This window comes from Acidovorax sp. IB03, assembly GCF_016406015.1.
Classification (GTDB): domain Bacteria; phylum Pseudomonadota; class Gammaproteobacteria; order Burkholderiales; family Burkholderiaceae_C; genus Acidovorax; species Acidovorax temperans.
In genome coordinates this window covers 12,888-37,871 of sequence record NZ_JAEFCH010000029.1, presented here as the reverse complement: position 1 = coordinate 37,871, position 24,984 = coordinate 12,888, and the positions used below count along the sequence as shown (strand labels likewise).

General features: G+C 60.2%; 23 protein-coding genes. 2 read left to right on the top strand and 21 right to left on the bottom strand.

Annotated elements, in window-relative coordinates; genetic code table 11:
• Window positions 1-100: 100 nt before the first annotated feature.
• The 7 genes from IHV84_RS14820 to IHV84_RS14790 form a co-directional block, all read right to left on the bottom strand.
• Window positions 101-1,186, bottom strand: coding sequence for a glycosyltransferase family 1 protein (locus IHV84_RS14820; protein WP_198847427.1), 1,086 nt, complete (start codon window positions 1,184-1,186; stop codon window positions 101-103).
• Window positions 1,183-2,016: a UDP-2,3-diacylglucosamine diphosphatase gene (locus IHV84_RS14815; protein WP_370541293.1), complete on the bottom strand. Its 834-nt coding sequence runs from the start codon at window positions 2,014-2,016 to the stop codon at window positions 1,183-1,185. The genes IHV84_RS14820 and IHV84_RS14815 overlap by 4 nt, the downstream gene beginning before the upstream one ends.
• A 41-nt stretch (window positions 2,017-2,057) precedes the next feature.
• On the bottom strand, window positions 2,058-2,897 hold the full coding sequence (locus IHV84_RS14810; RefSeq protein WP_198847425.1) for a GNAT family N-acetyltransferase: 840 nt from the start codon (window positions 2,895-2,897) through the stop codon (window positions 2,058-2,060).
• Between the two features lie 315 nt (window positions 2,898-3,212).
• A complete protein-coding gene (gene glmM, locus IHV84_RS14805; RefSeq protein WP_198847424.1) occupies window positions 3,213-4,547 on the bottom strand; it encodes a phosphoglucosamine mutase in 1,335 nt (444 codons plus the stop codon).
• A 46-nt stretch (window positions 4,548-4,593) separates the two neighbouring features.
• Entirely contained in the window at window positions 4,594-5,436 is an 843-nt protein-coding gene (gene folP / locus IHV84_RS14800; RefSeq protein ID WP_198847423.1) for a dihydropteroate synthase, read from the bottom strand.
• Window positions 5,437-5,508: 72 nt separating this feature from the next.
• Entirely contained in the window at window positions 5,509-7,428 is a 1,920-nt protein-coding gene (gene ftsH, locus IHV84_RS14795; RefSeq protein WP_066695197.1) for an ATP-dependent zinc metalloprotease FtsH, read from the bottom strand.
• Window positions 7,429-7,652: 224 nt separating this feature from the next.
• Window positions 7,653-8,315: an RlmE family RNA methyltransferase gene (locus IHV84_RS14790; protein WP_198847422.1), complete on the bottom strand. Its 663-nt coding sequence runs from the start codon at window positions 8,313-8,315 to the stop codon at window positions 7,653-7,655.
• Window positions 8,316-8,347: 32 nt separating this feature from the next.
• Here IHV84_RS14790 and IHV84_RS14785 point away from each other — a divergent pair, with 32 nt between their 5' ends.
• Together IHV84_RS14785 and IHV84_RS14780 are read left to right on the top strand one after the other, a co-directional pair.
• Entirely contained in the window at window positions 8,348-8,821 is a 474-nt protein-coding gene (locus IHV84_RS14785) for a YhbY family RNA-binding protein (protein ID WP_044396853.1), read from the top strand.
• Between the two features lie 4 nt (window positions 8,822-8,825).
• Window positions 8,826-9,575, top strand: coding sequence for a glycosyltransferase (locus IHV84_RS14780; RefSeq protein WP_066695193.1), 750 nt, complete (start codon window positions 8,826-8,828; stop codon window positions 9,573-9,575).
• 76 nt (window positions 9,576-9,651) lie between these two features.
• Here IHV84_RS14780 and IHV84_RS14775 read toward each other — a convergent pair whose 3' ends face one another.
• The 14 genes from IHV84_RS14775 to rseP form a co-directional block, all read right to left on the bottom strand.
• Window positions 9,652-10,122, bottom strand: coding sequence for a DUF4149 domain-containing protein (locus IHV84_RS14775; protein WP_066695191.1), 471 nt, complete (start codon window positions 10,120-10,122; stop codon window positions 9,652-9,654).
• Between the two features lie 10 nt (window positions 10,123-10,132).
• Window positions 10,133-10,609, bottom strand: a complete 477-nt coding sequence (gene greA / locus IHV84_RS14770; RefSeq protein WP_044396857.1) for a transcription elongation factor GreA — start codon at window positions 10,607-10,609, stop codon at window positions 10,133-10,135.
• 193 nt (window positions 10,610-10,802) lie between these two features.
• The gene (carB, locus tag IHV84_RS14765; protein WP_198847421.1) at window positions 10,803-14,069 is read right to left on the bottom strand and encodes a carbamoyl-phosphate synthase large subunit; all 3,267 of its coding nucleotides are present in this window, start codon (window positions 14,067-14,069) and stop codon (window positions 10,803-10,805) included.
• Window positions 14,070-14,079: 10 nt separating this feature from the next.
• Entirely contained in the window at window positions 14,080-14,493 is a 414-nt protein-coding gene (locus IHV84_RS14760) for a hypothetical protein (RefSeq protein ID WP_066695187.1), read from the bottom strand.
• A 28-nt stretch (window positions 14,494-14,521) separates the two neighbouring features.
• Window positions 14,522-15,694, bottom strand: a complete 1,173-nt coding sequence (carA, locus tag IHV84_RS14755) for a glutamine-hydrolyzing carbamoyl-phosphate synthase small subunit (protein ID WP_198847420.1) — start codon at window positions 15,692-15,694, stop codon at window positions 14,522-14,524.
• A 240-nt stretch (window positions 15,695-15,934) separates the two neighbouring features.
• A complete protein-coding gene (locus tag IHV84_RS14750) occupies window positions 15,935-16,708 on the bottom strand; it encodes an RNA methyltransferase (RefSeq protein WP_066695183.1) in 774 nt (257 codons plus the stop codon).
• Window positions 16,705-17,346 carry a ribonuclease HII gene (gene rnhB / locus IHV84_RS14745; RefSeq protein ID WP_044396863.1) on the bottom strand — a complete coding sequence of 214 codons (642 nt, stop codon included), beginning with the start codon at window positions 17,344-17,346 and terminating at the stop codon, window positions 16,705-16,707. The genes IHV84_RS14750 and rnhB overlap by 4 nt, the downstream gene beginning before the upstream one ends.
• Entirely contained in the window at window positions 17,318-18,475 is a 1,158-nt protein-coding gene (gene lpxB, locus IHV84_RS14740) for a lipid-A-disaccharide synthase (RefSeq protein ID WP_198847419.1), read from the bottom strand. The genes rnhB and lpxB overlap by 29 nt, the downstream gene beginning before the upstream one ends.
• 10 nt (window positions 18,476-18,485) lie before the next feature.
• Window positions 18,486-19,274 carry an acyl-ACP--UDP-N-acetylglucosamine O-acyltransferase gene (gene lpxA / locus IHV84_RS14735; protein WP_044396866.1) on the bottom strand — a complete coding sequence of 263 codons (789 nt, stop codon included), beginning with the start codon at window positions 19,272-19,274 and terminating at the stop codon, window positions 18,486-18,488.
• A gap of 12 nt (window positions 19,275-19,286) precedes the next feature.
• Entirely contained in the window at window positions 19,287-19,727 is a 441-nt protein-coding gene (gene fabZ, locus IHV84_RS14730) for a 3-hydroxyacyl-ACP dehydratase FabZ (RefSeq protein ID WP_044396868.1), read from the bottom strand.
• 16 nt (window positions 19,728-19,743) lie between these two features.
• Window positions 19,744-20,724: a UDP-3-O-(3-hydroxymyristoyl)glucosamine N-acyltransferase gene (gene lpxD, locus IHV84_RS14725; RefSeq protein WP_066695209.1), complete on the bottom strand. Its 981-nt coding sequence runs from the start codon at window positions 20,722-20,724 to the stop codon at window positions 19,744-19,746.
• Window positions 20,725-20,745: 21 nt separating this feature from the next.
• Entirely contained in the window at window positions 20,746-21,258 is a 513-nt protein-coding gene (locus IHV84_RS14720) for an OmpH family outer membrane protein (protein ID WP_198847418.1), read from the bottom strand.
• Window positions 21,258-23,555 carry an outer membrane protein assembly factor BamA gene (gene bamA, locus IHV84_RS14715; RefSeq protein WP_198847417.1) on the bottom strand — a complete coding sequence of 766 codons (2,298 nt, stop codon included), beginning with the start codon at window positions 23,553-23,555 and terminating at the stop codon, window positions 21,258-21,260. Before bamA ends, IHV84_RS14720 begins: the two co-directional genes overlap by 1 nt.
• Window positions 23,556-23,578: 23 nt before the next feature.
• Window positions 23,579-24,961 carry an RIP metalloprotease RseP gene (gene rseP / locus IHV84_RS14710; protein WP_198847416.1) on the bottom strand — a complete coding sequence of 461 codons (1,383 nt, stop codon included), beginning with the start codon at window positions 24,959-24,961 and terminating at the stop codon, window positions 23,579-23,581.
• Between the last annotated feature and the right edge of the window lie 23 nt (window positions 24,962-24,984).

Genomic DNA, 24,984 nt, shown 5'->3' with positions numbered 1-24,984 from the left:
TCTACCTCACCTGTGTGTCTGGGTTGATTCAAAGGCTTGTCCAAGGGCAGAGGAAGCATGGCGAAGGCAATCTGAAGCAGTCAATCCAGCGCAGTATTGGCTATTCAGATGACAAAGGCGTGACAGGTTTTGTGACGAATTTTTTGGGTGTCACAAAGCCATTTGCTGGCACGAGATGATCCACAAACTGCTCTGCCGCAGTCTCCCAGGTGAAATGCATGGCACGCTGACGGGCTTCATGGCGCGGTACCCGCAGCGCTTGCTGACATGCTTGAAGCAGGTCTTCGTCTAACACCCCACCCTGGGGTTTGGCGCCTTCGTGAGCGCCAAGGACTTCCCTGGGCCCTTCTACGGGAAAAGCTGCCACGGGCGTTCCGCAGGCCATGGCCTCCAGCATCACCAGGCCGAAGGTTTCAGACCGACTCGGAAAGACAAAGACATCGGCGCTCGCGTACACCTGAGCCAGCGCTGTCCGATCAAGAATTCCCAGCCACCGCACGTGGGGGTAGCGGGCACGCAACCCTCCTTCGAGGGGGCCCACACCACACACCACCTTCGTACCGGGCGTCTCCATTTGCAAAAAAGCTTCAATGTTCTTTTCGTACGAAACCCGCCCAACATACAAACAGACTGGATGTGCGAGCGGACCAGTCAACGTAGACACCTTAGTGGCTGGCTCAAAAGGAAACAACTGGGTATCTACCCCATGCGTCCATGAACGCAAGTGGCGAAAGCCGCGCCGCGCCAGCATGCTCATTACCTCCCGTGTGGGAACCATAACCCCTGCAGACGGACGATGAAAGTGTCGAAATAACGCATAGCCCCAGGCAAGCGGAATCCGCAAAGCGGCGTGCAAAATTTCGGGGAATCGGGTGTGGAAAGCCGTGGTGAACGAAAGCCCGTTGCGTATGCAGAACTTGCGCCCGGCCCACCCCAAGGGTCCTTCTGTGGCCAGGTGGATGGCATCAGGGCGCCATTCCTTCAATTGGATTGCCAATTTTTTGAACGGTCGCACGGCAAGATCAATTCCCGCGTAGCCTGGGCATGGGCGCGTACGAAAGAGACCCGGATGAATGACCAGCACCTCATGCCCACGCTGCTGTAGCTGTCGCACCAACTCCACCAGCGTGGTCACCACGCCGTTGACCTGGGGCATCCATGCGTCTGTGACCAGAGCGATTTTCATACCGACACCCCTTGCCCCACAGGGGCTGTGAATCCGCCCGCCAGGTGCTGATGCCAATGCACCAACTCCAGGCGTCCATCACGGTGCTCTACCAAAGCCGTACAGCTCTCGACCCAGTCGCCATCATTGCAATAGAGCACACCGCCAATTTCACGCATCTCCGCGCGGTGAATATGGCCGCAAACGACACCCTGGTGACCTCGGCGAAGCGCTTCGGCAGCGACGGCTTCCTCAAAATCAGTCACGTAATTCAACGCCTTCTTTACCTTGCCTTTGAGGTACGCAGACAAGGACCAATAAGGCAAGCCCGCCCTTGCTCGCAAGCTATTGAGATAACGGTTGAGCTTGAGAGAAAACTCGTAAAGGTTGTCACCGAGATAGGCCAGCCACTTCGCGCACTGAATCACCCCGTCGAAATAATCGCCATGGATGACCCACAGGCTGCGCCCATCGGCAGTGGTGTGTACTGCTTCGTTGACCACCTGGATGCCCCCAAAGGAGTGCCCCTCGAACGCACGCGCAAACTCATCGTGGTTTCCGGGCACAAATACGATGCGACAGCCTTTTCTTGCTTGCCTGAGCAACTTTTGCACAACGTCGTTATGCAACTGCGGCCAAAACCAGCGACGGCGCACCTGCCAGCCATCCACGATATCTCCCACCAAGTACAGAGAATCACAAGTGTGGTGGCGCAAAAACTCAAGCAATGCTGCCGCCTGACAGCCAGGCGTTCCCAAGTGCAAGTCTGAGATGAACACGGCCCGATATCGGGGACCCGGTTCGCACTCTTTGCTCGACTCGTCCGGGAGCTGGTGCTGCCGAAATGCCATACCCGAATCCCAGCCACCCAGCAAATCCCAGGGCGCACGCATCAGGCACCCAGAAAGTGCTTGCGATACCGGGGATGCAGATCACCCAAGCGCATTAGCATGGGCAAATCGGCTGTGTTGAAATCGGGATCCCAGGCAGGAGCACCCAGCACACGAGCGCCCAGACGCAGGTACCCTTTGATCAATGCGGGAGGTTCTGTGGCAACGGAGCTGTCAAGCCGCTCCACCGGCAGAGGCAGGCGAGGCCGAACGTGGTATTCGATGGGGGCCAGATGCGTTTGGCGTAATTGGTGCCAGATGCTCGCGGCCACATCCCCGCTGACCACACCGTTGTGCAGCATGGGAATGCTGGCGCAACCAATCATGGTGTCCAATTGGTTGCGAACCATGAAGTCAGCCAGCGCCCCCCACAATGCCATGATGACGCCCCCATGGCGATGGTCTGGATGCACACAGCTACGCCCGAGCTCCACCATCCGGGAGCGCAGACTGCGCAAGCGTGTCAGATCAAACTCGGTGTCGCTATAGGTGCTGCCTACCCGCTGAGCCTGCGCTGGAGTCAAGACGCGGTAGGTTCCAATCACCGCCTGGCTGGCTTCGTCAAGCACCAGCAGGTGCTCGCAAAAGTCATCAAACAAATCAATGTCATGCCCCGGGACGGTAGTGGACAGCCGGGCCCCCATTTCCAGTCCGAAGACTTCAAAACGCAGCTTTTGAGCCTGCCTCACCTCATCAAGGTGACGGGCCCACCGGACCTGGATGCCCGCAGACGCAGGCTTTGCGATACCCCATGTGGCACTACTGGATCCAGAGGAAGAAACGGAGCCACTGGTGGCAGTATCTGAAATAGACAACAAGCCTTTGAGTGAGGGCTCTTGCATGAGTAGGCTCCTTCGTTCGACCCAAGAATCTGAAGCCAGGCTGGAGCACCAACCTGACATGTCTGAACTTGAGTGTGAAAGAGCCTCGTGACATCGCTGTTGCAATATCGAGGCGGAATGATGACAGACTGAACCGTGAGCAGGAGGGAAACTGCCGACTACAGCAAGACGAGAATTTTCACGCGGTCGGTGGTCATCCCTGAAGCATTGCAATACTGCTTTAGCGGTAGATGGTCACCACGTGCTATGCGAGCGCGGCCGCGAAGTCCAACCGTCCAGCAGCGCATACCCAGTGCGTATCCCAGTCCAGCTCACTCACCCGGCCTTCGCCGCATCGGCGAGTTTCTGAGCGCAGCGGTTGGCCTGCTCCGCATCACGCGCCTCAACCATTACGCGCAGCAGGGGCTCGGTTCCACTGGCACGAATCAGAACCCGCCCTGACTCGCCCAATTCGTTTTCCACTTCGCGAATGGCAGCGGATAACAATGGGTTGCTCTTCCAGTCCTGCCCAGGCAAAAGTCGAACGTTGAGAAGCACTTGCGGAAAGAGGACAACCTCCCGCAAAAGCTGGGGCAGGCTGCTGCCGCTACGAACGCAGGCCTGCAGTACCTGCAAGGCACTCACCAAGCCGTCTCCGGTGGTGTGCTTGTCCAGAGCCAGCAAGTGGCCCGAGCCTTCACCGCCCAGAATCCAACGGTGTTTGGCCAACTCTTCCAAAACGTAGCGGTCACCCACCTTGGCTCGTTCCAACCGGACTCCACGTTGCTTTAACGCGACCTCAACCGCCATGTTCGTCATCAATGTACCGACAACCCCTGGCACGTGCTCGTCACGCCCCATACGGTCAGCAGCCATCAAGTAGAGCAGTTCGTCACCGTTGTAAAGCCGCCCCGTGGCGTCCACCATCTGCAGTCGGTCGGCATCTCCGTCCAGTGCCACACCGTAATCGGCATGGTTCGCGCGCACAGAGCGTACGAGTGCATCAGGGTGGGTGGCGCCGACTTCGTGGTTGATGTTCAAGCCATCGGGTGCACAGCCGATGGAGATCACCTCGGCACCCAACTCGTGGAACACCTTGGGTGCCACTTGGTACGCAGCGCCATGCGCGGCATCCACCACAATTTTGAGACCCTTCAGGGTGAGGTCTTGAGGAAACGTGCTTTTGCAGAACTCGATATATCGCCCTGCTGCATCGTCCAGTCGGCGCGCCTTGCCCAGGCTGGAAGAATCTGCCCAAACAGGCGCCTCATCCAGCGCAGCCTCTACATCCAGCTCCCAAGCGTCGGGTAACTTGGTGCCCTGGGCACTGAAGAACTTGATACCGTTGTCTGGATAGGCGTTGTGGCTGGCACTGATGACCACACCCAGGCTTGCACGCTGCGCACGCGTCAAGTAGGCAACTCCTGGGGTCGGCAACGGCCCCAGCAACACGACGTCCACGCCAGCGGAGTTGAATCCAGACTCCAAAGCACTTTCCAGCATGTAGCCGGAAATGCGTGTGTCTTTTCCGATCAGCACCGTTGGGCGCTCTTCCGTGCGGCGCAGTACATGGCCCACAGCGTGGGCGAGCCGCAATGCAAAATCTGGGGTGATGGGGTACTGGCCCACCGTTCCACGAATACCGTCAGTGCCGAAATACTTGCGTGTCATTTTTTTGCTTTCCTTGTGCTTGAAGGCATTGTGCAATGCCTTCCCCTCACCTCGCCAAACTCGCTGACGGACGCGCGGCCTTCCATACAGACAGGGCAGCGACAGTCTCCCGGACATCATGCACGCGAACAATGTGCGCGCCACGCTCTACCGCCAGCAGGGCTGCGGCAACGCTGGGCACCATTCTTTGATCGACCTCCAAGCCAGTCACGGCACCCAACGAAGATTTGCGCGACCACCCTGCCAGCAAGGGGTAACCGTCAGCCAAAAACTCCGCCTGGTGTGCCAGCAGCGAGAAATTTTGCTCTACTGTTTTACCGAAACCCACTCCAGGGTCCAGCACGATGCGATCTGGCTGTACGCCCATCGCGCACAGTGACTCCGCAGACTCCTGCAGGAAGCGCCGCACCTGAAGAACAATGTCGCCATCCATGGGCGAGGCTTGCATGGTTTGGGGATCGCGGTGCATGTGCATCAGGCAGACACCGCAAGCAGGGTGCGAAGCCACGACCGCCTGTGCACCTGGCTGACGCAGCGCCCAGATGTCGTTGATGATGTCGGCGCCCAGGTCCAGCACCGCCTGCATCACCTCAGGCTTGTAGGTATCAACGGAAACGGGAACACCCATCGAGACCGCACCGCGCACCACAGGCAATACCCGCGACAACTCTTCTTCCAAACCCACTGCTGGACTGCCGGGGCGCGTGGACTCGCCTCCGATATCCAAGATATCTGCCCCGTCCTTGATCAATTGCTCGCAATGCAGCAACGCCCGAGCGGACTGCGCGTAACGCCCCCCGTCCGAAAAAGAGTCAGGCGTCGCGTTGACGATACCCATGACCAAGGGGCGATCCAGAGCAATGGAGAAGCGGGAAGTTTGCCAGTTCATTCGTTCACGACTGTGATGTAACAACCAAAAAAGAAACGGGGCAAAAGCCCCGTTCGTGGATTCAGTAGCCCGTCAGGCTACGGTGGGTGCCGTGTCTGTCGCTACGGCAGGAGTTCCGCCTCCAGACCCATCACCGCCCGAGGAGGGAGTTCGGGGCGTCCAGTCTTTCGGCGGACGTGGCTCTTTGCCAGCCATGATGTCGTCCAGTTGTTCGCTGTCGATGGTTTCCCAATCCAACAGGGCCTTGGCCATGGCATGCATCTTGTCGCTGTGCTCTTCAATGAGACGACGTGCAAGGTTGTACTGCTCGTCAATGATGCGACGCACCTCGCTATCCACCTTTTCCATGGTCTGCTCACTCATGCTGGTGGTCTTGGTCACCGAGCGACCGAGAAACACTTCGCCTTCGTTCTCGGCATAGACCATGGGGCCCAGCGCTTCCGTCATACCGTAACGGGTCACCATGTCACGCGCAATGTGAGTGGCTCGCTCGAAGTCGTTACTGGCACCAGTGGTCATCTGGTTCATGAACACTTCTTCGGCGATACGACCACCAAACAGCATGCTGATCTGGTTGAGCATGTACTCGCGGTCATAGCTGTAGCGGTCTTGGGCTGGCAGGCTCATCGTCACGCCCAGCGCACGGCCACGGGGAATGATGGTGACCTTGTGCACGGGGTCGCACTTGGGCAGCAACTTGCCGATCAGCGCGTGACCCGCTTCATGGTAAGCCGTATTGCGACGCTCTTCCTCTGGCATGACCATGCTCTTGCGCTCTGGCCCCATCAGGATTTTGTCCTTGGCCTTTTCAAAGTCCTGCATTTCTACAGTGCGCGCGTTGCGACGCGCAGCCATAAGGGCAGCTTCGTTGCAGAGGTTGGCCAAATCAGCGCCGCTCATACCGGGAGTGCCACGGGCAATGATGGCAGGAGCCACATCTTGACCCACTGGAATCTTGCGCATGTGCACGTTCAAAATCTGCTCACGGCCCCGAATGTCGGGCAGCGTGACATAGACCTGGCGGTCAAAACGGCCGGGGCGCAGCAATGCGGCATCGAGAATGTCGGGGCGGTTGGTCGCAGCCACAACGATCACGCCGAGGTTGGTTTCGAAACCGTCCATCTCGACCAGCATCTGGTTCAGAGTCTGCTCACGCTCGTCATTACCGCCACCCAGGCCCGCACCACGCTGGCGGCCTACGGCGTCGATTTCATCGATGAAGATGATGCAAGGCGCATTCTTCTTGGCGTTCTCGAACATGTCGCGCACACGGGCAGCACCCACGCCGACAAACATTTCCACGAAATCGGAGCCCGAAATACTGAAGAACGGCACCTTGGCTTCGCCAGCGATGGACTTGGCGAGCAAAGTCTTACCTGTACCGGGAGGGCCCACCAGCAGCAAACCGCGCGGAATACGGCCACCCAGCTTCTGGAATTTCTGTGGGTCTTTCAAGAAATCCACAACTTCTTTGACTTCTTCCTTCGCCTCGTCGCAGCCAGCCACGTCCGCAAAAGTGACCTGGTTGGTGTTTTCGTCGAGCATGCGGGCTTTGCTTTTGCCAAAACTGAACGCACCACCCTTGCCACCGCCTTGCATCTGGCGCATGAAGTAAATCCATACGCCGATCAACAACAGCATCGGCCCCCAGCTGACCAGCAACGTCATCAAGAGAGAACCCTCTTCGCGAGGCTTCACGTCGAACTTGACCTTGTGCTCAATGAGATCACCCACGAGTCCGCGATCCAGCACGGAAGCATTGGTGCGGATCTTTCGATCATCGGTGGTGGTGGCGATGATTTCGCCGCCGCTCAGTCCCTCCGGGATGACGGCGCTCTTGATACGGTTATTGCGAACTTCATCCAGAAATTCGGAATAGCCCACCGTCGTCGCACCGGCGCTGCCTCGGGTATCAAACTGTTTGAATACCGTGAACAACACCATGGCGATGACCAGCCACACGGCAAATTTCGAAAACCACTGATTGTTCAAGCGGAACTCCAGTTACAAGGGAGAAGAATGGCTAGTTGCCAGTACGGCAGTAGCTTTGGGTGATTTTAGGTCTTTCAAGGCGCGGCCACCTGTTTATCCCCCCCTGGACCCATGGGCGCCGTGTGGAAATTGGGTGAAGTCTGCGCCCTGAATTGACCTGAGGCAAGTTGGAGCTCCATTTTGTTCCCAAGCCCCATGCCTCAAGACCGGAAACGCACCAACTGCTATGACTTGGCTTTGAGCCCCATACCCACCAGAAAAGTTTCGGAGGATTTATCCCGCGATGCTTTCGGCTTCAAGGGCTTTACCACCTTGAAGGTCTGCTTGAACAAGTTGACCAGATCGCTGTACCCACTGCCATGAAACAGCTTCACCACCAAAGCGCCATCGGGCTTGAGGTGGGCACAGGCAAAATCCACCGCCAGCTCCACCAGATGCGCAATGCGCGCCGCGTCTGCCGACTCGATGCCGGACAGATTGGGAGCCATGTCAGACACCACCACATCCACCACGCGCCCAGCCAGCGCCTGCTCCAGTCTTTCTAGGACTTCGGGCTCACGAAAATCGCCGTTCAGGAACGTGACACCTTCAATGGGCTCCATGGGCAAGATGTCCAGCGAAATGATGCACCCATTGAGTTGCCCCGCCGCCGCACCTGACGGGGACAAGCGGCGACGCACATATTGACTCCAGGCCCCGGGGGTAGAGCCCAGATCGACCACGGTGTACCCGGGTTTGATCAGGCCAAGCTGCTCGTCAATTTCCTTGAGTTTGTAGGCCGCACGGGCACGGTAACCCTCTTTCTGGGCCAATTTGACATAGGTGTCGTTGACATGGTCGTTGAGCCATGCCTTGTTGACCTTCTTGCTTTGGGTTTTTACTTTCATTGCATTTTTCTTCCTGCCTCGATAATACGGCCATGCCCCAAATTCAATTGACTCCCGCAGAGCGCCGGGAACACCGCGCCAATGCCCACCATCTGGACCCTGTGGTCCTTGTCGGTGGAGATGGCCTGACCCCTGCGGTCAAAAAAGAAATCGATGCAGCCCTGAATGCCCATGGTTTGATCAAGGTTCGCGTGTTTGGTGACGACCGCGCCGCCCGCGAACTGATGTACCAGGAACTGGCCGCTGAACTCAATGCCGCCCCCATCCAGCACATCGGCAAGCTGCTAGTGTTTTGGCGCCCCATTCCTCCCAAGGAACGCACCGTGGACGAAGACCGTATGCCCGGCCCCCGCGATGTGAAGGTGCTCAAATTCAGCAAACGTGGCGGCCAGCGCCCTGAAATCAAACAGCTGCGCGTGCTGGGCAACCAACGCCTGACGTCTGGCGGCCAGATCAAGCGCGCAAAGCCCAAGCAGAAGTCCATCAAAAAGCGTCAAGCCGACTGACCCCATGCCAGGACACGGACAAGCGGGTCACGAGCGCCACATCATCTGCATGAAGTGGGGCAAGAAGTACGGCCCCGAATACGTCAACCGGCTGTACGCCATGGTTCGCCGCCACCTGAGCGGCGACTTTCGGTTTGTATGCCTGACCGATGATGCCAGCGGCATTCGCAGCGAAGTGGAATGCAAGCCCATTCCTCCTCTGGATTTGCCCCCCGGCATTCCAGAGCGTGGCTGGACCAAGCTCGTCACCTTCAGCGCAGACCTTTACGGCCTGCGAGGCACCGCCCTGTTCCTGGACGTAGACGTGGTCGTCACCGGAAGCCTGGATGACTTTTTTACCCAGCCGGGCGAGTTCCTGATCATTCACGATTACAAGCGCCCATGGCGCATTACCGGCAATTCGTCGGTGTACCGTTTTGAATTGGGCGCGCACCCCGACGTGCTTGAATACTTTCGCGGCCACTTTGCCGAAATTCGCCAGAAGTTCCGCAATGAGCAGGCCTACCTGTCGGACTTTTTGCACAAGCAAGGCAAGTTGCAGTACTGGCCTGCAAGCTGGTGTCCCAGCTTCAAATACCACGGCATTCCTGCCTGGCCCACCAACTATTGGAAGGCGCCGTTTGTGCCACCGGATGCGCGCATCGTGATTTTTCATGGTGAATGCAACCCGCCTGACGCACTGGCAGGGCGACGCAACCGCAGGTTCCGTTACATCAAGCCTGCCACCTGGGTTGCAGAGCACTGGAAAGAATGAGTTGATGAAACTCACCAAAAAAACCGCCTGAACGGCGGTTTTTTTATGGCTCCAAGCCTACTGGTGCAAAGGTGTATCAAGCACCAGCCGGGTCATCGGGGCTGCCCGACGGCAGCAGGGCACTGTCGTGCAATACCGCACCCAGCAGTCGCATCTTCAGTAGCACCACCAAAGCACACATCCACTGCAAGCCATACAGCACCGAACCCACGGTGTGCCAAAGCCGCAAATCCTGCCTCGCCACGATGCGAGGGGCCACACCGTATTGCGACACCAAGGCAAGCAGCATGCCACCCACTATGAAAAGCATAGCTGCTTGCGCCCATGGATAGAGCGCTACAACCCCTTTTGGCCTTGAAAGCAGTAACAGGAGCAAAGCGCAGCAGACGGACACCCAGGTCTGCGCCGCAAACAGCTTGGCAGCCATGGTTCCCGCCATCGCGGGCGTGGGCAGGTGTGCAAACAACATGGGCACCACCAGCAGCCCCACGGTGGTGAGGCTGCCCCACCACAAGGCGGCGGCCAGGAATGAAAGGCGCCCTGTCACAGCCCTGGCCTCACACGTAGCTGACCGCCACAACCTCGTAGCGGCGGATACCGCCGGGCGCCTGCACTTCGGCGGTGTCGCCCTCTTCCTTGCCGATCAACGCGCGGGCGATGGGGCTTGAAATGTTGATGAGGCCCTGCTTCAGGTCCGCCTCATCTTCCCCCACGATCTGGTACTTCACCAGGTCGCCCGTATCTTCATCCTCCAGCTCGACCGTGGCACCAAACACCACCTTGCCGCCGCCATCCACGGCACTGGGGTCGATCACCTGGGCGACGGAGAGCTTGCCTTCAATCTCCTGAATGCGGCCTTCAATGAAGCCTTGGCGATCCTTGGCGGCATCGTAGTCGGCGTTTTCGCTCAAATCGCCTTGCGCACGGGCTTCGGCAATGGCCGTGATCACGGCGGGACGCTCGATGGTCTTGAGGCGGTGCAGCTCTTCCTTGAGCTTTTCAGCGCCGCGCTTGGTAATTGGAATGGTGGCCATTCTTGTCACTCTCCATAAGTCAAATGCAGCCCAATTGAATGGGCTGCAGCAATAGGTTCTGCCCGCAAGGCCCAACAGCCTGCAGACATGGACGACCCTAAAAAGGAAACCGCCGCACGTTGCCGCGCGGCGGTGTTTGTTCAGCGGCGATTATGCCGTGTTTGCGGCGGCAAAAGCCACCGCGAAAACCCGGTCAGGCTGCCAGCTGGGCGTGCAGTTCCTGCACCGAATACACGTCGAGCTTGTCCAGGTACTTCATGCCCTCGACCGCCGCCTCGGCACCAAAAATGGTGGTGAAGGTAGTCACGCGGGCCAGCAGCGACGAGGTACGGATCGCGCGCGAATCAGCAATCGCGTTGCGGCGCTCTTCCACCGTGTTGATGACCATGACAATCTCGTTGTTCTTGATCATGTCCACGATGTGCGGACGGCCTTCAGTCACCTTGTTCACCACTGCCACAGGCACGCCAGCCTCGGCAATCGCGGCTGCAGTACCCTTGGTGGCCACCAGTTCAAAGCCCAGAGCCACCAGCTGGCGGGCGATGTCCACCGCGCGTGGCTTGTCGCTGTTCTTCACCGTGAGGAACACCTTGCCTGAGGTAGGCAGCTTGGTGCCCGCGCCCAGCTGGCTCTTCACGAAGGCTTCGCCAAAGGTCTTGCCCACGCCCATCACTTCACCGGTGGACTTCATCTCGGGGCCGAGGATGGTGTCCACGCCAGGGAACTTGACGAAGGGGAACACGGCCTCCTTCACGCTGAAGTACGGCGGTGTGACTTCCTTGGTGATGCCTTGCGAAGCCAGGGTTTGGCCGGCCATGCAACGTGCCGCCACCTTGGCCAGCTGAATGCCCGTAGCCTTGGAAACGAACGGCACCGTGCGCGAAGCGCGGGGGTTCACTTCCAGCACGTAGATCACGTCCTTGCCATCCACTTCCTGGATGGCGAACTGCACGTTCATGAGGCCCACCACATTCAGGCCGGCAGCCATAGCTGCAGTCTGGCGCTTGATCTCGTCGATGGTCGGCTGCGACAGGTAGTACGGGGGCAGCGAGCAGGCGGAGTCGCCGCTGTGCACCCCTGCCTGCTCGATGTGCTCCATCACGCCACCAATGAAGGTGACACCAGCGGAGTCGCGCACGCAGTCCACATCGCACTCAATGGCGTTGGACAAGAAGCGGTCCAGCAGCACGGGCGAGTCGTTGCTTACCTTGACGGCTTCACGCATGTAGCGCTCCAGGTCACGCTGCTCGTGCACGATTTCCATCGCACGGCCACCCAGCACATAGCTGGGGCGCACCACGAGGGGGTAGCCCAAAGCGGCTGCTTTTTCCAGGGCTTCGGCTTCGGTGCGGGCCGTGGCGTTCGGTGGCTGCTTCAGACCCAGGTCGTGCAACAGCTTCTGGAAGCGCTCGCGGTCTTCGGCGGCGTCAATCATGTCGGGCGTGGTGCCGATGATTGGTACGCCTTCGGCTTCGAGACCCAAAGCAAGCTTGAGCGGCGTCTGGCCGCCGTACTGCACGATCACGCCGACCGGCTTTTCCTTGTCCACGATCTCCAGCACGTCTTCGAGCGTGACGGGCTCGAAGTACAGGCGGTCGGAGGTGTCGTAGTCGGTGGACACGGTCTCAGGGTTGCAGTTGACCATGATGGTTTCATAGCCGTCTTCGCGCATGGCAAGCGCGGCATGCACGCAGCAGTAGTCGAACTCGATGCCCTGACCGATGCGGTTCGGGCCACCGCCCAGCACCATGATCTTCTTGTTGCCGGTAGGTGCGGCTTCGCACTCCGCGGCGGCGCCGTAAGGCGCAGCCTCGTAGGTCGAATACAGGTACGCCGTGTTGGTGGCGAACTCGGCGGCACAGGTGTCCACGCGCTTGTACACAGGGCGCACCTGGTGTGCACGGCGTGCTTCACGTACCGCTTTTTCGGTGGTCTTGAGCAGCTTGGCCAAGCGGCGATCCGAGAAGCCCTTTTGCTTGAGAGTGAGCAGCGTGGCAGCGTCCAGCGCAGCCAGGGCGCCCTCACCCTTCTCGGCGACGAGCTTGTCGATATCGAGTTCGATCTTCACGATCTGCTCGATCTGCACCAGGAACCACTTGTCGATCTTGGTGAGGTCATGCACCTCGTCCACCGACAGGCCCATGGCAAACGCATCGCCCACGTACCAGATGCGCTCGGGACCGGGTTCGCCCAGTTCCTTTTCCAGCGTCTCGCGGTCCTGGGTCTTTTCGTTCATGCCGTCCACGCCCACTTCCAGGCCGCGCAGGGCTTTCTGGAAGGATTCCTGGAAGGTACGGCCCATGGCCATGACCTCACCCACAGACTTCATCTGTGTGGTCAGGCGGCTGTCGGCTGTAGGGAATTTTTCGAACGCAAAGCGCGGGATCTTGGTGACCACGTAGTCGATCGATGGCTCGAACGATGCAGGCGTGGCGCCGCCCGTGATTTCGTTCTTGAGTTCATCGAGCGTGTAGCCCACGGCCAGCTTGGCCGCGACCTTGGCAATCGGGAAGCCCGTGGCCTTGGAGGCCAGCGCCGACGAACGCGACACGCGTGGGTTCATCTCGATGACGATCATGCGGCCGTCCTTCGGGTTCACCGAGAACTGCACGTTGGAGCCGCCGGTGTCCACACCAATTTCACGCAGCACCGCCAAAGAGGCGTTGCGCATGATCTGGTATTCCTTATCGGTCAGCGTCTGCGCTGGGGCCACGGTGATCGAGTCGCCCGTGTGCACGCCCATCGGGTCCAAGTTCTCGATGGAGCAGATGATGATGCAGTTGTCCGCCTTGTCGCGCACCACTTCCATCTCGTATTCCTTCCAGCCGAGCAGCGACTCTTCGATCAGCAGCTCGTTGGTGGGCGAGGCTTCCAGGCCGCGCTTGCAGATGGTCTCAAACTCTTCGGGGTTGTAGGCAATACCGCCGCCTGTGCCACCCAGCGTGAAGCTGGGACGGATCACCGTGGGGAAACCCACGTTCTTCTGCACCGCCCAGGCTTCTTCCATGCTGTGCGCAATGCCCGAACGTGCAGAGCCCAGACCAATCTTGGTCATGGCGTCCTTGAACTTCAGGCGGTCTTCGGCCTTGTCGATGGCTTCGGGTGTGGCACCGATCAGCTCGACTTTGTACTTGTCGAGCACGCCGTTGCGCCACAGGTCCAGCGCGCAGTTCAGCGCGGTCTGGCCACCCATGGTGGGCAATATGGCATCGGGGCGTTCCTTGGCAATGATCTTCTCGACCGTCTGCCAGGTGATGGGCTCGATGTAGGTGACGTCGGCGGTGGCCGGGTCGGTCATGATCGTGGCAGGGTTGCTGTTGATCAGGATGACCTTGTAGCCTTCTTCGCGCAGGGCCTTGCAGGCCTGCACGCCGGAGTAGTCGAACTCACAGGCCTGGCCGATGATGATCGGGCCAGCGCCGATGATGAGAATGCTTTTTATGTCGGTACGTTTTGGCATGGTGCGGCGTTCATTGGCCCTGGGAGGCAGGGGCCTCCGGGCTGGTGGTGGAGGCGGCGGCAATCGCGTCGCGCCGCAGTGTCAGCTTGTCGAGAAGGGCCTGCACGCGCTCGGGCGGCAGGTTCTTTTGCATCAGCTGCAAAAGACCGTCGCCCTGGATCAGCGGGCGCAGCACCTCGGCTTCGGCCTCATAAAAGGTGACGTCCCAGTCCTGCATGGCTTCGGCAAACGTGGCGTCGTCCCAGGTTTTGCCTTTGGCCACCAAGGTCACGAGCGGCATGGCCTTGTTTTCCACAAACGCCTTTTTGTAGGGCTTTTGCGCCCAGCGTTCGGTGAACCACTCCTTGTGAGGAGAGGGCAAGGTCAGAATGCGCTTGTGGATCGCTTTTTCAAGCGACGCCGCCGGAAAACTGAACAACTTCATAGGACAGGACCTTCTCGGAGCGATCCGCTTACGCGGCTTTTGCAGCCTGCATCGCGCGGGTGAAGCGGTCAAACAGGTAGGCGATATCGTGCGGGCCGGGCGATGCTTCGGGGTGACCCTGGAAGCAGAAAGCGGGCTTGTCGGTGCGCTCCAGGCCTTGCAGCGTGCCGTCAAACAGGCTGATGTGGGTGGGGCGCAGCGTGGCAGGCAGCGAATCCATGTCCACCGCAAAACCGTGGTTCTGGCTGGTGATGCTGACGCGGCCGGTGTCCAGATCCTTCACAGGGTGGTTGGCACCATGGTGGCTATTGGCCATCTTGAAAGTCTTGGCGCCGGAGGCCAGCGCCATGATCTGGTGGCCCAGGCAGATGCCGAAGGTGGGCACGCCGCTGTCCATCAGCGTGCGAGCAGCTTCAATGGCGTAGTCGCAAGGCGCTGGGTCGCCAGGGCCGTTGGAGAGAAACACGCCATCGGGGTTGAGCGCCAACACGTCGGCAGCGGGCGTCTTTGCAGGCACCACAGTGACCTTGCAGCCACGTTCGGCCAGCATGCGCAAGATGTTCTTCTTCACGCCGAAGTCGTATGCGACCACGTGGAACTGGGGGGCAGTCAGCTCGCCGTAACCCGAGCCGAGCTTCCACTCGGTCTGCGTCCACTCGTAACGCTGGGCAGTGGTGACCACCTTGGCCAAGTCCAGGCCCGCCATGTTGGGAGCGGCCTTGGCTTTGGCAACCGCTTCGTCGATCAGCGCCTGCGTGACCGCCTGACCGGCAGCCAGACCAACAATAGCGCCGTTTTGCGCGCCTTTGCTGCGCAGCAAGCGGGTGAGCTTACGGGTGTCGATGTTGGCGATGGCAACGGTGTTCTCGCGCACCAAGTACTGCGACAGCGTTTCCGTCTGGCGGAAGTTGCTGGCCAGCAATGGCAGATCTTTGATGATGAGGCCTGCGGCGTGGACCTTGTCAGCTTCGACGTCCTCTGCGTTGACCCCGTAATTGCCGATGTGCGGGTACGTCAGGGTGACGATCTGCTGGCAGTAGCTGGGGTCAGTGAGGATTTCCTGGTAGCCGGTGATAGCGGTGTTGAAAACCACTTCGCCGACGGTGGTGCCGGTGGCACCGATCGAATTGCCGATAAAGACCGTGCCGTCTGCGAGCGCCAGGATGGCGGGCGGGAAGGTTCCCTGGATAGACAAAAGCACTGGGTTCTCCGGATGGTTACGGTCGCCCGGCGCCTGCTAGCCACTCGCAGGGCGAGTGCCACTGGCTGCTCTCAGATGGGTTATTGCTTTGGGTGCGGTCGGGCGACGCTGTTGCGAGAAAAGCCCCCGATTATACCCGCACACCTCTAAACCACGATGCAAAATGATGCGCCGCAACATGGATTTCCGGTAACAAAACCGTGATTTGCCCCACGGGCTGCCTGGGCAAGGGCGGTTACCTCAACGCGCAGCCCCGCTGGCGTGCAGGCAGATGGCTGCCGCAGCCGCCACGTTCAAAGACTCTTCACCGCCAGGTTGCGCGATGCGGATGCGCAAGGATGAGCGGGCTTCCAGCGACGGGGCCACGCCCTGCCCTTCGTGCCCCATGACCCAGGCACAGGGCCAGGGCAGATCGGCCTGGTGCAGGTAGCTGCCGCCGTGGGAGCTGGTCACCACCAGTGGCACCTGCAGCGCAGCCAGGTCTTCCTCGCTCACGCCTTCGACCAGGTTCAGTGCAAAGTGGGCGCCCATGCCGGCGCGCAACACCTTGGGCGACCACAGGGCCGCACTGCCTTTGACGGCCAGCACCTGCCGAAAGCCAAACGCAGAGGCGCTGCGCAAGATGGAGCCCACATTGCCCGCATCCTGCACGCGATCCAGCACGACCGTGGCGGCCATCGCGTCCAGCGGCTGCGCAGCAGGCAGATCCCAAAGAAAGCCCATGCCCGCCGGCGATTCCAGCCCGCTGATGTCCTTGAAAAGCGCATCTGGCATCACTACGATTTTGATAGCTGTCAGCGCTTTCTCATGCTGCCATTGCGGCCAATAAGACTCTGAAAAAACGGCCATGGCCGGGCGCACGGAGCGCTCCAGCGCGGCGCGGCAGAGGTGGTCACCCTCCAGCCAGACCCTGCCTTGCTTGCGGTAAGCCGTGGTGTCTTGTGCCAGGCGGCGCAGGTCTTTGACCAACGCGTTGTCGCGCGACTGGATCAGGGTGACGGCGGAGGATGTCATGCAGGCGTTCTTTCTGCGGCCGAAGCCAGCACCTTGGCCACTGGCGCAAAGGAGCGACGGTGATAGATCGAAGCCCCATGGGCTTGCAGCGCCGCCATGTGGGCTGCGGTGCCGTAACCTTTGTGTCCGGCAAAACCATATTGCGGGTACTGCTCGTGCACCTGGCGGCACCAGCGGTCACGGTGCACCTTGGCCAAGATGGACGCCGCAGAAATGGACTGCACCAACGCATCGCCTTTGACGATGGCCTCGGCCGGAATATCGAGGGTGGGAATGCGGTTGCCATCGACCAGCACCATCACGGGCTTCAGGCGCAGGCCCTGCACCGCACGGCGCATGGCCAGCATGGTGGCTTGAAGGATGTTGAGCTGGTCGATTTCTTCCACGCTGGCCTCGGCAATGCTGCAGCACAAGGCCTTGGCACGGATTTCATCAAACAGCTTTTCGCGTCGGGCTTCGGTGAGCTTTTTCGAATCCGCCAAGCCGGCAATCGGACGCAGATCGTCCAGGATGACGGCCGCGGCGACCACGGGGCCCACCAGCGGACCACGCCCAGCCTCGTCCACACCCGCAACCAAGCCGGGCGGGTGCCAGGGCAAACTGACCTGCTCAGGCAGCGAGGACTTTTTCGATCGCATGGGCGGCTAGTTGGGAGGTGTTGCGTTGCAGGCTTTCGTGCAGGGCATCAAAGCGCTGCTCCAGGGCCTGGATTTTTTCGGGCTGTTGTTCACGGGCCTGCAGCCATTGCAGGGTGGCCGCGCACAGGGCCTCGGGGGTAGCAGCGTCCTGGATCAGCTCGGGCACCACGAATTCACCGCACAGGATGTTGGGCAAGCCCACCCACGGCTGCAGTTGCTTGCGGCGCATGAGCCACCAGCTCAACGGGTGCATGTGGTAGCCAATCACCATGGGGCGCTTGAACAGCGCGGCCTCCAGCGTGGCCGTGCCGCTGGCAATCAGGGTCGCATCGCATGCCGCCAGCACCGTGTGGGACTGCCCGGTGACTACGCGCACGGCCCCCTCCAGCCCGGCAGAGCGCACCAGTTGCTCGATACGCGCCTGCAACAACGGAACGGCAGGTACTATGAATTTTGTAGCTGGCCGCGCTTGATGGATAAGCGCTGCAGCCGAAAAGAAGGGTGGAGCAATGTACTGCACCTCGGCAGAGCGGCTGCCCGGCAAAATGGCCAGCACCTCGTCATCAGGGGCCAAGCCCAGTGCGGCGCGCGCACCAGCGCGGTCTGGCACCCGGGGGATGACGTTGGCCAGCGGATGCCCCACGTAGGTCGCCGCAATACCGTGCCTGGCCAGCAATTCAGGCTCGAAAGGGAAGATGCACAACACGTGGTCGGCACTGCGCCGGATTTTCTCCACCCGCTCGGCGCGCCAGGCCCAGATCGAAGGGCACACAAAGTGCACCGTTTTGATGCCCGCGGCGCGCAGGTCTGCCTCCAGCCCCAGGTTGAAATCCGGGGCGTCCACGCCAATGAATACCCCTGGGCGTTCACGCAGCAATTGGTCACGCAGTTGTTTGCGAATGCCCACCAACTCGCGCAGGCGGCGCAGCACTTCCATGCTGTAGCCGTGCACGGCCAGCTTTTCGCTGGGCCACAGGCATTCAAAGCCCCGGCGGGCCATCTGAGGGCCGCCAATACCTTTGGCTTGTAATTCGGGCCAGCGGGCCTGCAGGCCATCGAGCAGCAGGCCTGCCAGCAAATCGCCAGAGGCCTCGCCCGCCACCATTGCGATGCGAGGATGGGATGCCATCAACACTCCCTCAGCGGGCAATGCCTGCGCTGGAGCCCGCGATGAAGGCGTCCATCAACGCCACATCGTCCCGCGCCTGCGGCATCTTCTCGGGCAGCGCCATGATGGCGGCGCGCGCCTGCTCCAGCGTCAGGCCCTGGCGGTACAGCAGCTTGTGCATTTCGCGGATGGCCGCAATGCGCTCATCGGAGAAAGCGCGGCGGCGCAAACCCACCAAGTTGACACCGCGCACAGCCAGCGGGTTGCCGTCCACCACCATGAAGGGCGGCACATCTTTGCCCACGTGGCTTGCAAAGCCAATCATGGTGTGGGCGCCAATGCGCATGCGTTGCAGCACGCCCGTGAGGCCGCCCACCGTGGCCCAGTCGCCCACGTCCACATGGCCTGCCAAGGTCGTGTTGTTGGCCAAGGTGGTCTGGTTCCCCACCTGGCAATCGTGCGCAATGTGCACGTAGGCCATGATCCAGTTGTCGTCGCCCACCCGCGTGACCGCACGATCTTGCACGGTGCCGGTGTTGAAGGTACAGAACTCGCGAATGGTGTTGCGGTGGCCGATGACCAGTTCGGTCGGCTCACCTGCATATTTCTTGTCTTGAGGTTGCGCGCCCAGCGAAGCGAACTGGAAGATCCGGTTGTCCTCACCGATGGTGGTGCGCCCCTCGATCACACAGTGGGCGCCCACCGTAGTGCGCGCACCAATGGAAACCTCAGGGCCAATCACCGCATAGGGCCCAATCGTCGCCGTCGGGTCAATACGGGCGGCGGGGTCAACGATGGCGGTTGCGTGGATATTGCTCACGGTCGGTCAACATCAACCCACGGCACGCATGGTGCACATCAGCTCGGCTTCGCAAGCCACTTCGTCGCCCACGCGGGCCACGCCCTTGAACTTCCAGATACCGGCGCGCACGCGATCAATGGTGATCTCCAGGTGCAGTTGATCACCGGGCTCCACGGGCCGCTTGAAGCGCGCACCATCAATGCCAACGAAGTAGTAGATGTTGTTCTCATCCGGCACCTGGCCCATGGCATCAAACGCCAGCAGGCCCGCAGCCTGGGCCAGGGCTTCCAGAATCAGCACCCCGGGCATCACAGGGCGGCCTGGGAAATGGCCCATGAAATATGGCTCGTTGAAGGTCACATTCTTGATGGCCAGAATGCGCTCATTGCGCTGGAGCTCAAGCACACGGTCCACCAGCAAAAACGGGTAGCGGTGGGGCAGTTGCTTGAGAATTGCGTGAATATCCATCATCGAGTTGTTCTTCCGTTCATGCTGCTTTAAGAGCCTGCTCAAGCGCCTTGATGCGCTCGCGCAGACTGTGCAGTTGTTTCAGTGTTGCAGCGTTCTTTTCCCACTTCGCATTGTCGTCGATGGGGAACATGCCCGTGTACTGGCCTGCCCGCGTGAGCGAGCGGGTCACCACCGTTGCCGCCGACACGTGCACGTTGTCCGCCAGCTCCAGATGACCCAGCACGATGGCGCCCCCACCCACGGTGCAGTGGGCGCCAATCGTTGCACTGCCCGCCACCCCCACGCACCCGGCCATGGCCGAGTGGCGACCGATGCGCACGTTGTGCCCGATCTGAATGAGGTTGTCGAGCTTCACACCATCTTCAATCACCGTGTCCTGCAGGGCTCCACGATCAATGCACGTGTTGGCGCCAATTTCCACATCGTCACCAATGCGCACGGCCCCCAGCTGTTCGATCTTGACCCAAGCCCCCTGGTGGGGAGCAAAGCCGAAACCATCTGCGCCGATGACCACCCCCGGATGCAGCAGGCAACGCGCACCGACCTGGCAGTTTTCGCCCAGCGTGACCCGGGACGTGAGCACCGAGCCTTCGCCCACCACAGCGCCGCGTTCGACCACGCACAGGGGCCCGACAGTCGCCGTAGGGTGAATCTGCGCCGAGGGATCTACCACCGCACTGGGGTGGACCCCCGCGCTACGCGCAGGCATGTGCCGCTGCTTCCAAAGCTGCGTGACCCGTGCGAAGTACACGTAGGGGTTGTCCACCACAATGCATGCGCCACGCGCCAAGGCGGCATCGCGCATGGCGGGCGCCACAATGACACAGGCCGCCTGTGAGGCGGCCAGTTGTTGTTGGTAGCGCGGGTGACTCAGAAAACTGATGTCACCCGGCCCCGCAAACTCCAGTGGCGCTATGCGGTGGATGGGGGTGTCATTTGCACCGCCCTCCAGCGAGCCCCCCAGCACATCAACGATGTGCCCCAGTAGCAAGCTCACGCCACCACCTGCTGCGTCCAACTATTTGGCCGCATTCAAAGCCTTGATCACCTTGTCGGTGATGTCGTGCTTGGGGTTGATGTAGACGGCTTCTTGCAGGATGACGTCGTACTTCTCAGCCTCGGCCACCTGCTTGACAACCCGGTTGGCGCGTTCCAGCACCTGTGCCAGCTCTTCATTCTTGCGGGCGCTCAGGTCTTCCTGGAACTCACGGCGCTTGCGCTGAAAGTCGCGGTCTTGGTCCACCAGCTGGCGCTGACGCGTCGTGCGCTGGCTCTCAGCCATCGTGGGCGCTTCGCGCTCGAACTTCTCGGTGGCGGACTTCAGGGAATTGCCGATGTCCACCAGTTCTTTCTCGCGGCGGGCGAATTCCTGCTCCAGCTTGGCTTGCGCTGTCTTGGCTGTGTTGGCTTCACGGAAGATGCGATCCGTATTGACAAAACCTGCCTTGAACTCTTGCGCCTGGACCGAAGTGGCCAACGCAGCAGTACCGATCAACAGGGCCAAAGATGTCTGACGGAAAAGGGATTTCATTAGAAAGACGTTCCAATCTGGAATTGCAGTTTCTGGATTTTATCGCCAGCGAACTTACGCACTGGCTGGGCAAAGGCAAGGCGCAGCGGACCTAAAGGCGAGATCCAGCTCAAACCGAGCCCTGCAGAGGCTCGCATGTCGCTGAAAGTCACCTTCTGGTTTTCACCGTACACATTGCCCACGTCCACGAATGTGAACACACGCAGCGTACGGTCATTGCCAGCGCCTGGGAATGGTGCGATCACCTCGGCATTGAGGGTCACCTTCTTCGGGCCACCCAAGGAAGCACCGGTCACGTCACGCGGGCCCAGGGTACCCTGGTCGAAGCCGCGCACCGAACCCAAGCCGCCCGAATAGAAGTTCTTGAACACCGGGAACGGACGGCCATTGAGCCCCTTGCCGTAGCCCAGTTCCCCGTTGAACGCCACGGTGAAGCGCTTGTTCAGCGGGATGTACTGCTGGTACTGGTAGTTGCCCCGCACATAGCGCGCATCACCCGCCACGGACCACTCCGAGTTCAGACGTTGGTAACGCCCGGAGTTGGGAGCCAAGGCGCTGTCACGGTCGTCGCGCGACCAGCCAACGGTCAAGGGAATGGCGTTGCTGGTAGCGCCATACGTATTGGCATAGGCCAGATAGGTGGCGGGGATATTGGTACCTGCCTTGATCTGGGTCTGCTCAAAACCACCACCAAAGAAGACCGTGTCCGTCTCACTGAACGGGATACCAAAGCGCATCGACGCACCCGTGGTCACCAGCTCGTAGTTACCGCCCTGGTCTTCATAAGGCTTGTCGGTGCGGTAGTACAAATCCACCGTGCGCGAAATGCCGTCCTGGGTGAAATAGGGGTTGGTGGTGCTGAACACCAGGGTACGGCGGTACTTGCTGGTGTTGACGTCGATACCCAGGTAGTTGCCCGAGCCAAAGAAATTTTCCTGCTTGATACCGAACGACAACGCAACCTTTTCGGCACTGGAGAAACCTGCGCCCAATTGCAGCGAACCGGTGGGCTTCTCGGTCACGTTGACCACGAGATCCACCTGGTCGGGAGCGCCTGGTACATCCTGGGTCTCCACGTTCACTTCAGTGAAGAAGCCCAGACGGTCCACGCGGTCGCGGGACAAGCGAATGCGCTCACCGTCATACCAAGCTGCTTCATATTGGCGGAATTCACGGCGAATCACTTCATCACGCGTGCGGTTGTTGCCGCTCACGTTGATCTTGCGCACATAGGCGCGGCGTGAAGGCTCGGCCTGCAATACCAGGGTCACACGGTTGTTTTCACGGTCAATTTCTGGCACCGCCTCGACACGCGAAAATGCAAACCCAAAACGGCCGAAGTACTCCGAAAACGCCTTGGTGGTTTCTGCGACCTGGTCAGCGTTGTAAGGTTCGCCCGCACGAATGGAAACCAGCGACTTGAACTCGTCTTCACGCTCCAGGTAATTGCCTTCGAGCTTGACGCCTGCTACCACAAACCGCTCACCTTCCGTGACGTTGACGGTGATGGTGATGTCCTGCTTGTCGGGAGAAATCGCCACCTGTGTGGAATCCACGCGGAACTCAAGATAGCCGCGCTGCAGGTAGTAGGAACGCAGCGTTTCCAGGTCAGCATTGAGCTTGGTGCGCGAGTAGCGGTCAGACTTGGTGTACCAGCTGAGCCAGCCGCCCGTATCCTGGTCAAACAAACCCTTCAGGGTGGACTCACTGAAGGCCTTGTTGCCGTTGACGCGAACTTCCTTGATGCGTGCGGGCTCGCCTTCCACCACCGTGAATGTCAGGTTCACCCGATTGCGCTCAATGGGCGTGACGGTGGTGACGACTTCAGCGCCGTACAGGCTGCGGTTGATGTACTGGCGCTTGAGCTCCTGCTCCGCGCGGTCGGCCAGCGCCTTGTCGAATGGACGACCCTCGGTCAGACCCACATCCCGCATGGCTTTCTTGAGGACTTCCTTGTCGAATTCACGCGTGCCCGCAAACTCTACGTCGGCAATGGTGGGGCGCTCTTCCACTACCACCACGAGAACGTTGCCGGACGCTTCCAGGCGCACGTCCTTGAAAAGCCCCAGGGCAAACAGCGCGCGGATGGCCGCAGCACCCTTGTCATCGTTGTAATCGTCGCCCACGCGCAGCGGCATGGAAGCGAAGATGGTTCCCGGTTCCACGCGCTGCAGGCCTTCCACGCGGATGTCCTGAACCTTGAAAGGCTCCAGGGCCCACGCAGCGTTGGCAACAAATACCATGGCGGCAACGGCAGAGGCGGTGCGCACGCCAAGGCGAGTGATGTGTTTTTTCATGAATGGAACTGAAGCCGATATGGCTAGGCAAATACGGCCAGAAGTTTGGCGAGGTATCGGGAGATATCGTTAAAAAGAGCGATAGACATCATCAAGGCAAGCACTGCCACGCCGCCACGCTGGAGGTACTCCATCCAGGTGTCGGAGACACTTTTGCCAGTGACTCCCTCCCAAAGATAATACATCAGGTGCCCTCCATCGAGCACTGGCAGAGGTAACAGGTTCAGCACGCCCAGGCTCACGCTGATGAGCGCGAGGTAGGCCAGGTACTGCATCAATCCCATCTCGGCGGAGCGACCTGCATAGTCAGCAATGGTCAAAGGGCCGCTGAGGTTCTTGAGGGAGGCCTCGCCAGTCAGCATGCGCCCCATCATGCGCAAGGTGAGAGTTGACACATCCCAGGTACGCTCAAAGCCCCGGGCCAGGCCCTCCCACAGTCCGTAGTCCACCTCGACCATTTCGGGGCTATCCCCCACATAGGCATTGATCCGCCCCACGGAGACGCTGCCGTCCATGACGCTATCGGGCACCACCTCCAACTCCAGCATCTGCCCACCGCGCTCCACCATCCAGATCTGCGGAGCCACTTTGCCCTCTTGTACCGACGAGCGAATCAGCTCGCGCAGCTGCATCCCGTCCACCACATTGGTATTGCCAACCCGGCGCACCACATCGCCGTTGCGCAGCCCCGCACGCTCAGCAGCTCCACCAGGCATGACTTCGCCGATGGATGGGCGCGTCCATGGGGCAATCACTCCAATTTTCCTAAAAAGCTGGGCATCGGCATCGCGCACATCCAGCACAGACAGATCCATCACCACTTCGCGCGGGGAACTGCTGGGCGTGTTTTGCAACTCCAGGCGAACACGCTCGCCGTCCAGAGCACCTTGGGTCAATACCCAACGCAGCTCTTCGAACGAACGTATCGGCACCAGCTCGTCGTCGCCCGTCGCAGCCCGGCGCACCAGCTCACCCCCCACCAAACCAGCCTTGTCCGCCACCGAACCGGCAACAGGGCTCGATAACACGGCTTTGGGCTCTTGCACGCCACCCCAATTGACGATGGAATACAGCAACACAGCCAGCAGCAGGTTGGCCAGAGGACCCGCAGCAACAATCGCAGCGCGGGAGCGCAACGGCTGGGTATTGAACGCCAGGTGGCGCTCGTGAGGATCCACAGGGGCCTCACGCTCGTCCAGCATGCGGACATACCCCCCCAAAGGGAACAGGCCAATGACAAACTCCGTATCGGAGCCCTTGCCCTTCCAGGTGAACAGCGGTTTGCCAAACCCCACCGAAAAGCGCAACACCTTGACACCGCAGGCAACCGCCACCCGGTAATGCCCATATTCATGGATGGCGATGAGAAACCCCAGAGCCACGAAAAAAGCAACAACGGTCAGCATGAGACGCTCCTGAAAAAACAGTC

What these genes read in the sequence shown, in the direction of transcription:
- IHV84_RS14760 (WP_066695187.1), bottom strand. Translation starts at nt 14,493, where the DNA reads ATGAAGTTGTTCAGTTTTCCGGCGGCGTCGCTTGAAAAAGCGATCCAC.
- fabZ (WP_044396868.1), bottom strand. Translation starts at nt 19,727, where the DNA reads ATGATGGATATTCACGCAATTCTCAAGCAACTGCCCCACCGCTACCCG.
- folP (WP_198847423.1), bottom strand. Translation starts at nt 5,436, where the DNA reads ATGAACTGGCAAACTTCCCGCTTCTCCATTGCTCTGGATCGCCCCTTG.
- IHV84_RS14810 (WP_198847425.1), bottom strand. Translation starts at nt 2,897, where the DNA reads ATGCAAGAGCCCTCACTCAAAGGCTTGTTGTCTATTTCAGATACTGCC.
- glmM (WP_198847424.1), bottom strand. Translation starts at nt 4,547, where the DNA reads ATGACACGCAAGTATTTCGGCACTGACGGTATTCGTGGAACGGTGGGC.
- IHV84_RS14780 (WP_066695193.1), top strand. Translation starts at nt 8,826, where the DNA reads ATGCCAGGACACGGACAAGCGGGTCACGAGCGCCACATCATCTGCATG.
- IHV84_RS14720 (WP_198847418.1), bottom strand. Translation starts at nt 21,258, where the DNA reads ATGAAATCCCTTTTCCGTCAGACATCTTTGGCCCTGTTGATCGGTACT.
- lpxB (WP_198847419.1), bottom strand. Translation starts at nt 18,475, where the DNA reads ATGGCATCCCATCCTCGCATCGCAATGGTGGCGGGCGAGGCCTCTGGC.
- IHV84_RS14750 (WP_066695183.1), bottom strand. Translation starts at nt 16,708, where the DNA reads ATGACATCCTCCGCCGTCACCCTGATCCAGTCGCGCGACAACGCGTTG.
- bamA (WP_198847417.1), bottom strand. Translation starts at nt 23,555, where the DNA reads ATGAAAAAACACATCACTCGCCTTGGCGTGCGCACCGCCTCTGCCGTT.
- IHV84_RS14785 (WP_044396853.1), top strand. Translation starts at nt 8,348, where the DNA reads ATGCCCCAAATTCAATTGACTCCCGCAGAGCGCCGGGAACACCGCGCC.
- rnhB (WP_044396863.1), bottom strand. Translation starts at nt 17,346, where the DNA reads ATGCGATCGAAAAAGTCCTCGCTGCCTGAGCAGGTCAGTTTGCCCTGG.
- rseP (WP_198847416.1), bottom strand. Translation starts at nt 24,961, where the DNA reads ATGCTGACCGTTGTTGCTTTTTTCGTGGCTCTGGGGTTTCTCATCGCC.
- IHV84_RS14790 (WP_198847422.1), bottom strand. Translation starts at nt 8,315, where the DNA reads ATGAAAGTAAAAACCCAAAGCAAGAAGGTCAACAAGGCATGGCTCAAC.
- IHV84_RS14815 (WP_370541293.1), bottom strand. Translation starts at nt 2,016, where the DNA reads ATGGCATTTCGGCAGCACCAGCTCCCGGACGAGTCGAGCAAAGAGTGC.
- carB (WP_198847421.1), bottom strand. Translation starts at nt 14,069, where the DNA reads ATGCCAAAACGTACCGACATAAAAAGCATTCTCATCATCGGCGCTGGC.
- greA (WP_044396857.1), bottom strand. Translation starts at nt 10,609, where the DNA reads ATGGCCACCATTCCAATTACCAAGCGCGGCGCTGAAAAGCTCAAGGAA.
- IHV84_RS14820 (WP_198847427.1), bottom strand. Translation starts at nt 1,186, where the DNA reads ATGAAAATCGCTCTGGTCACAGACGCATGGATGCCCCAGGTCAACGGC.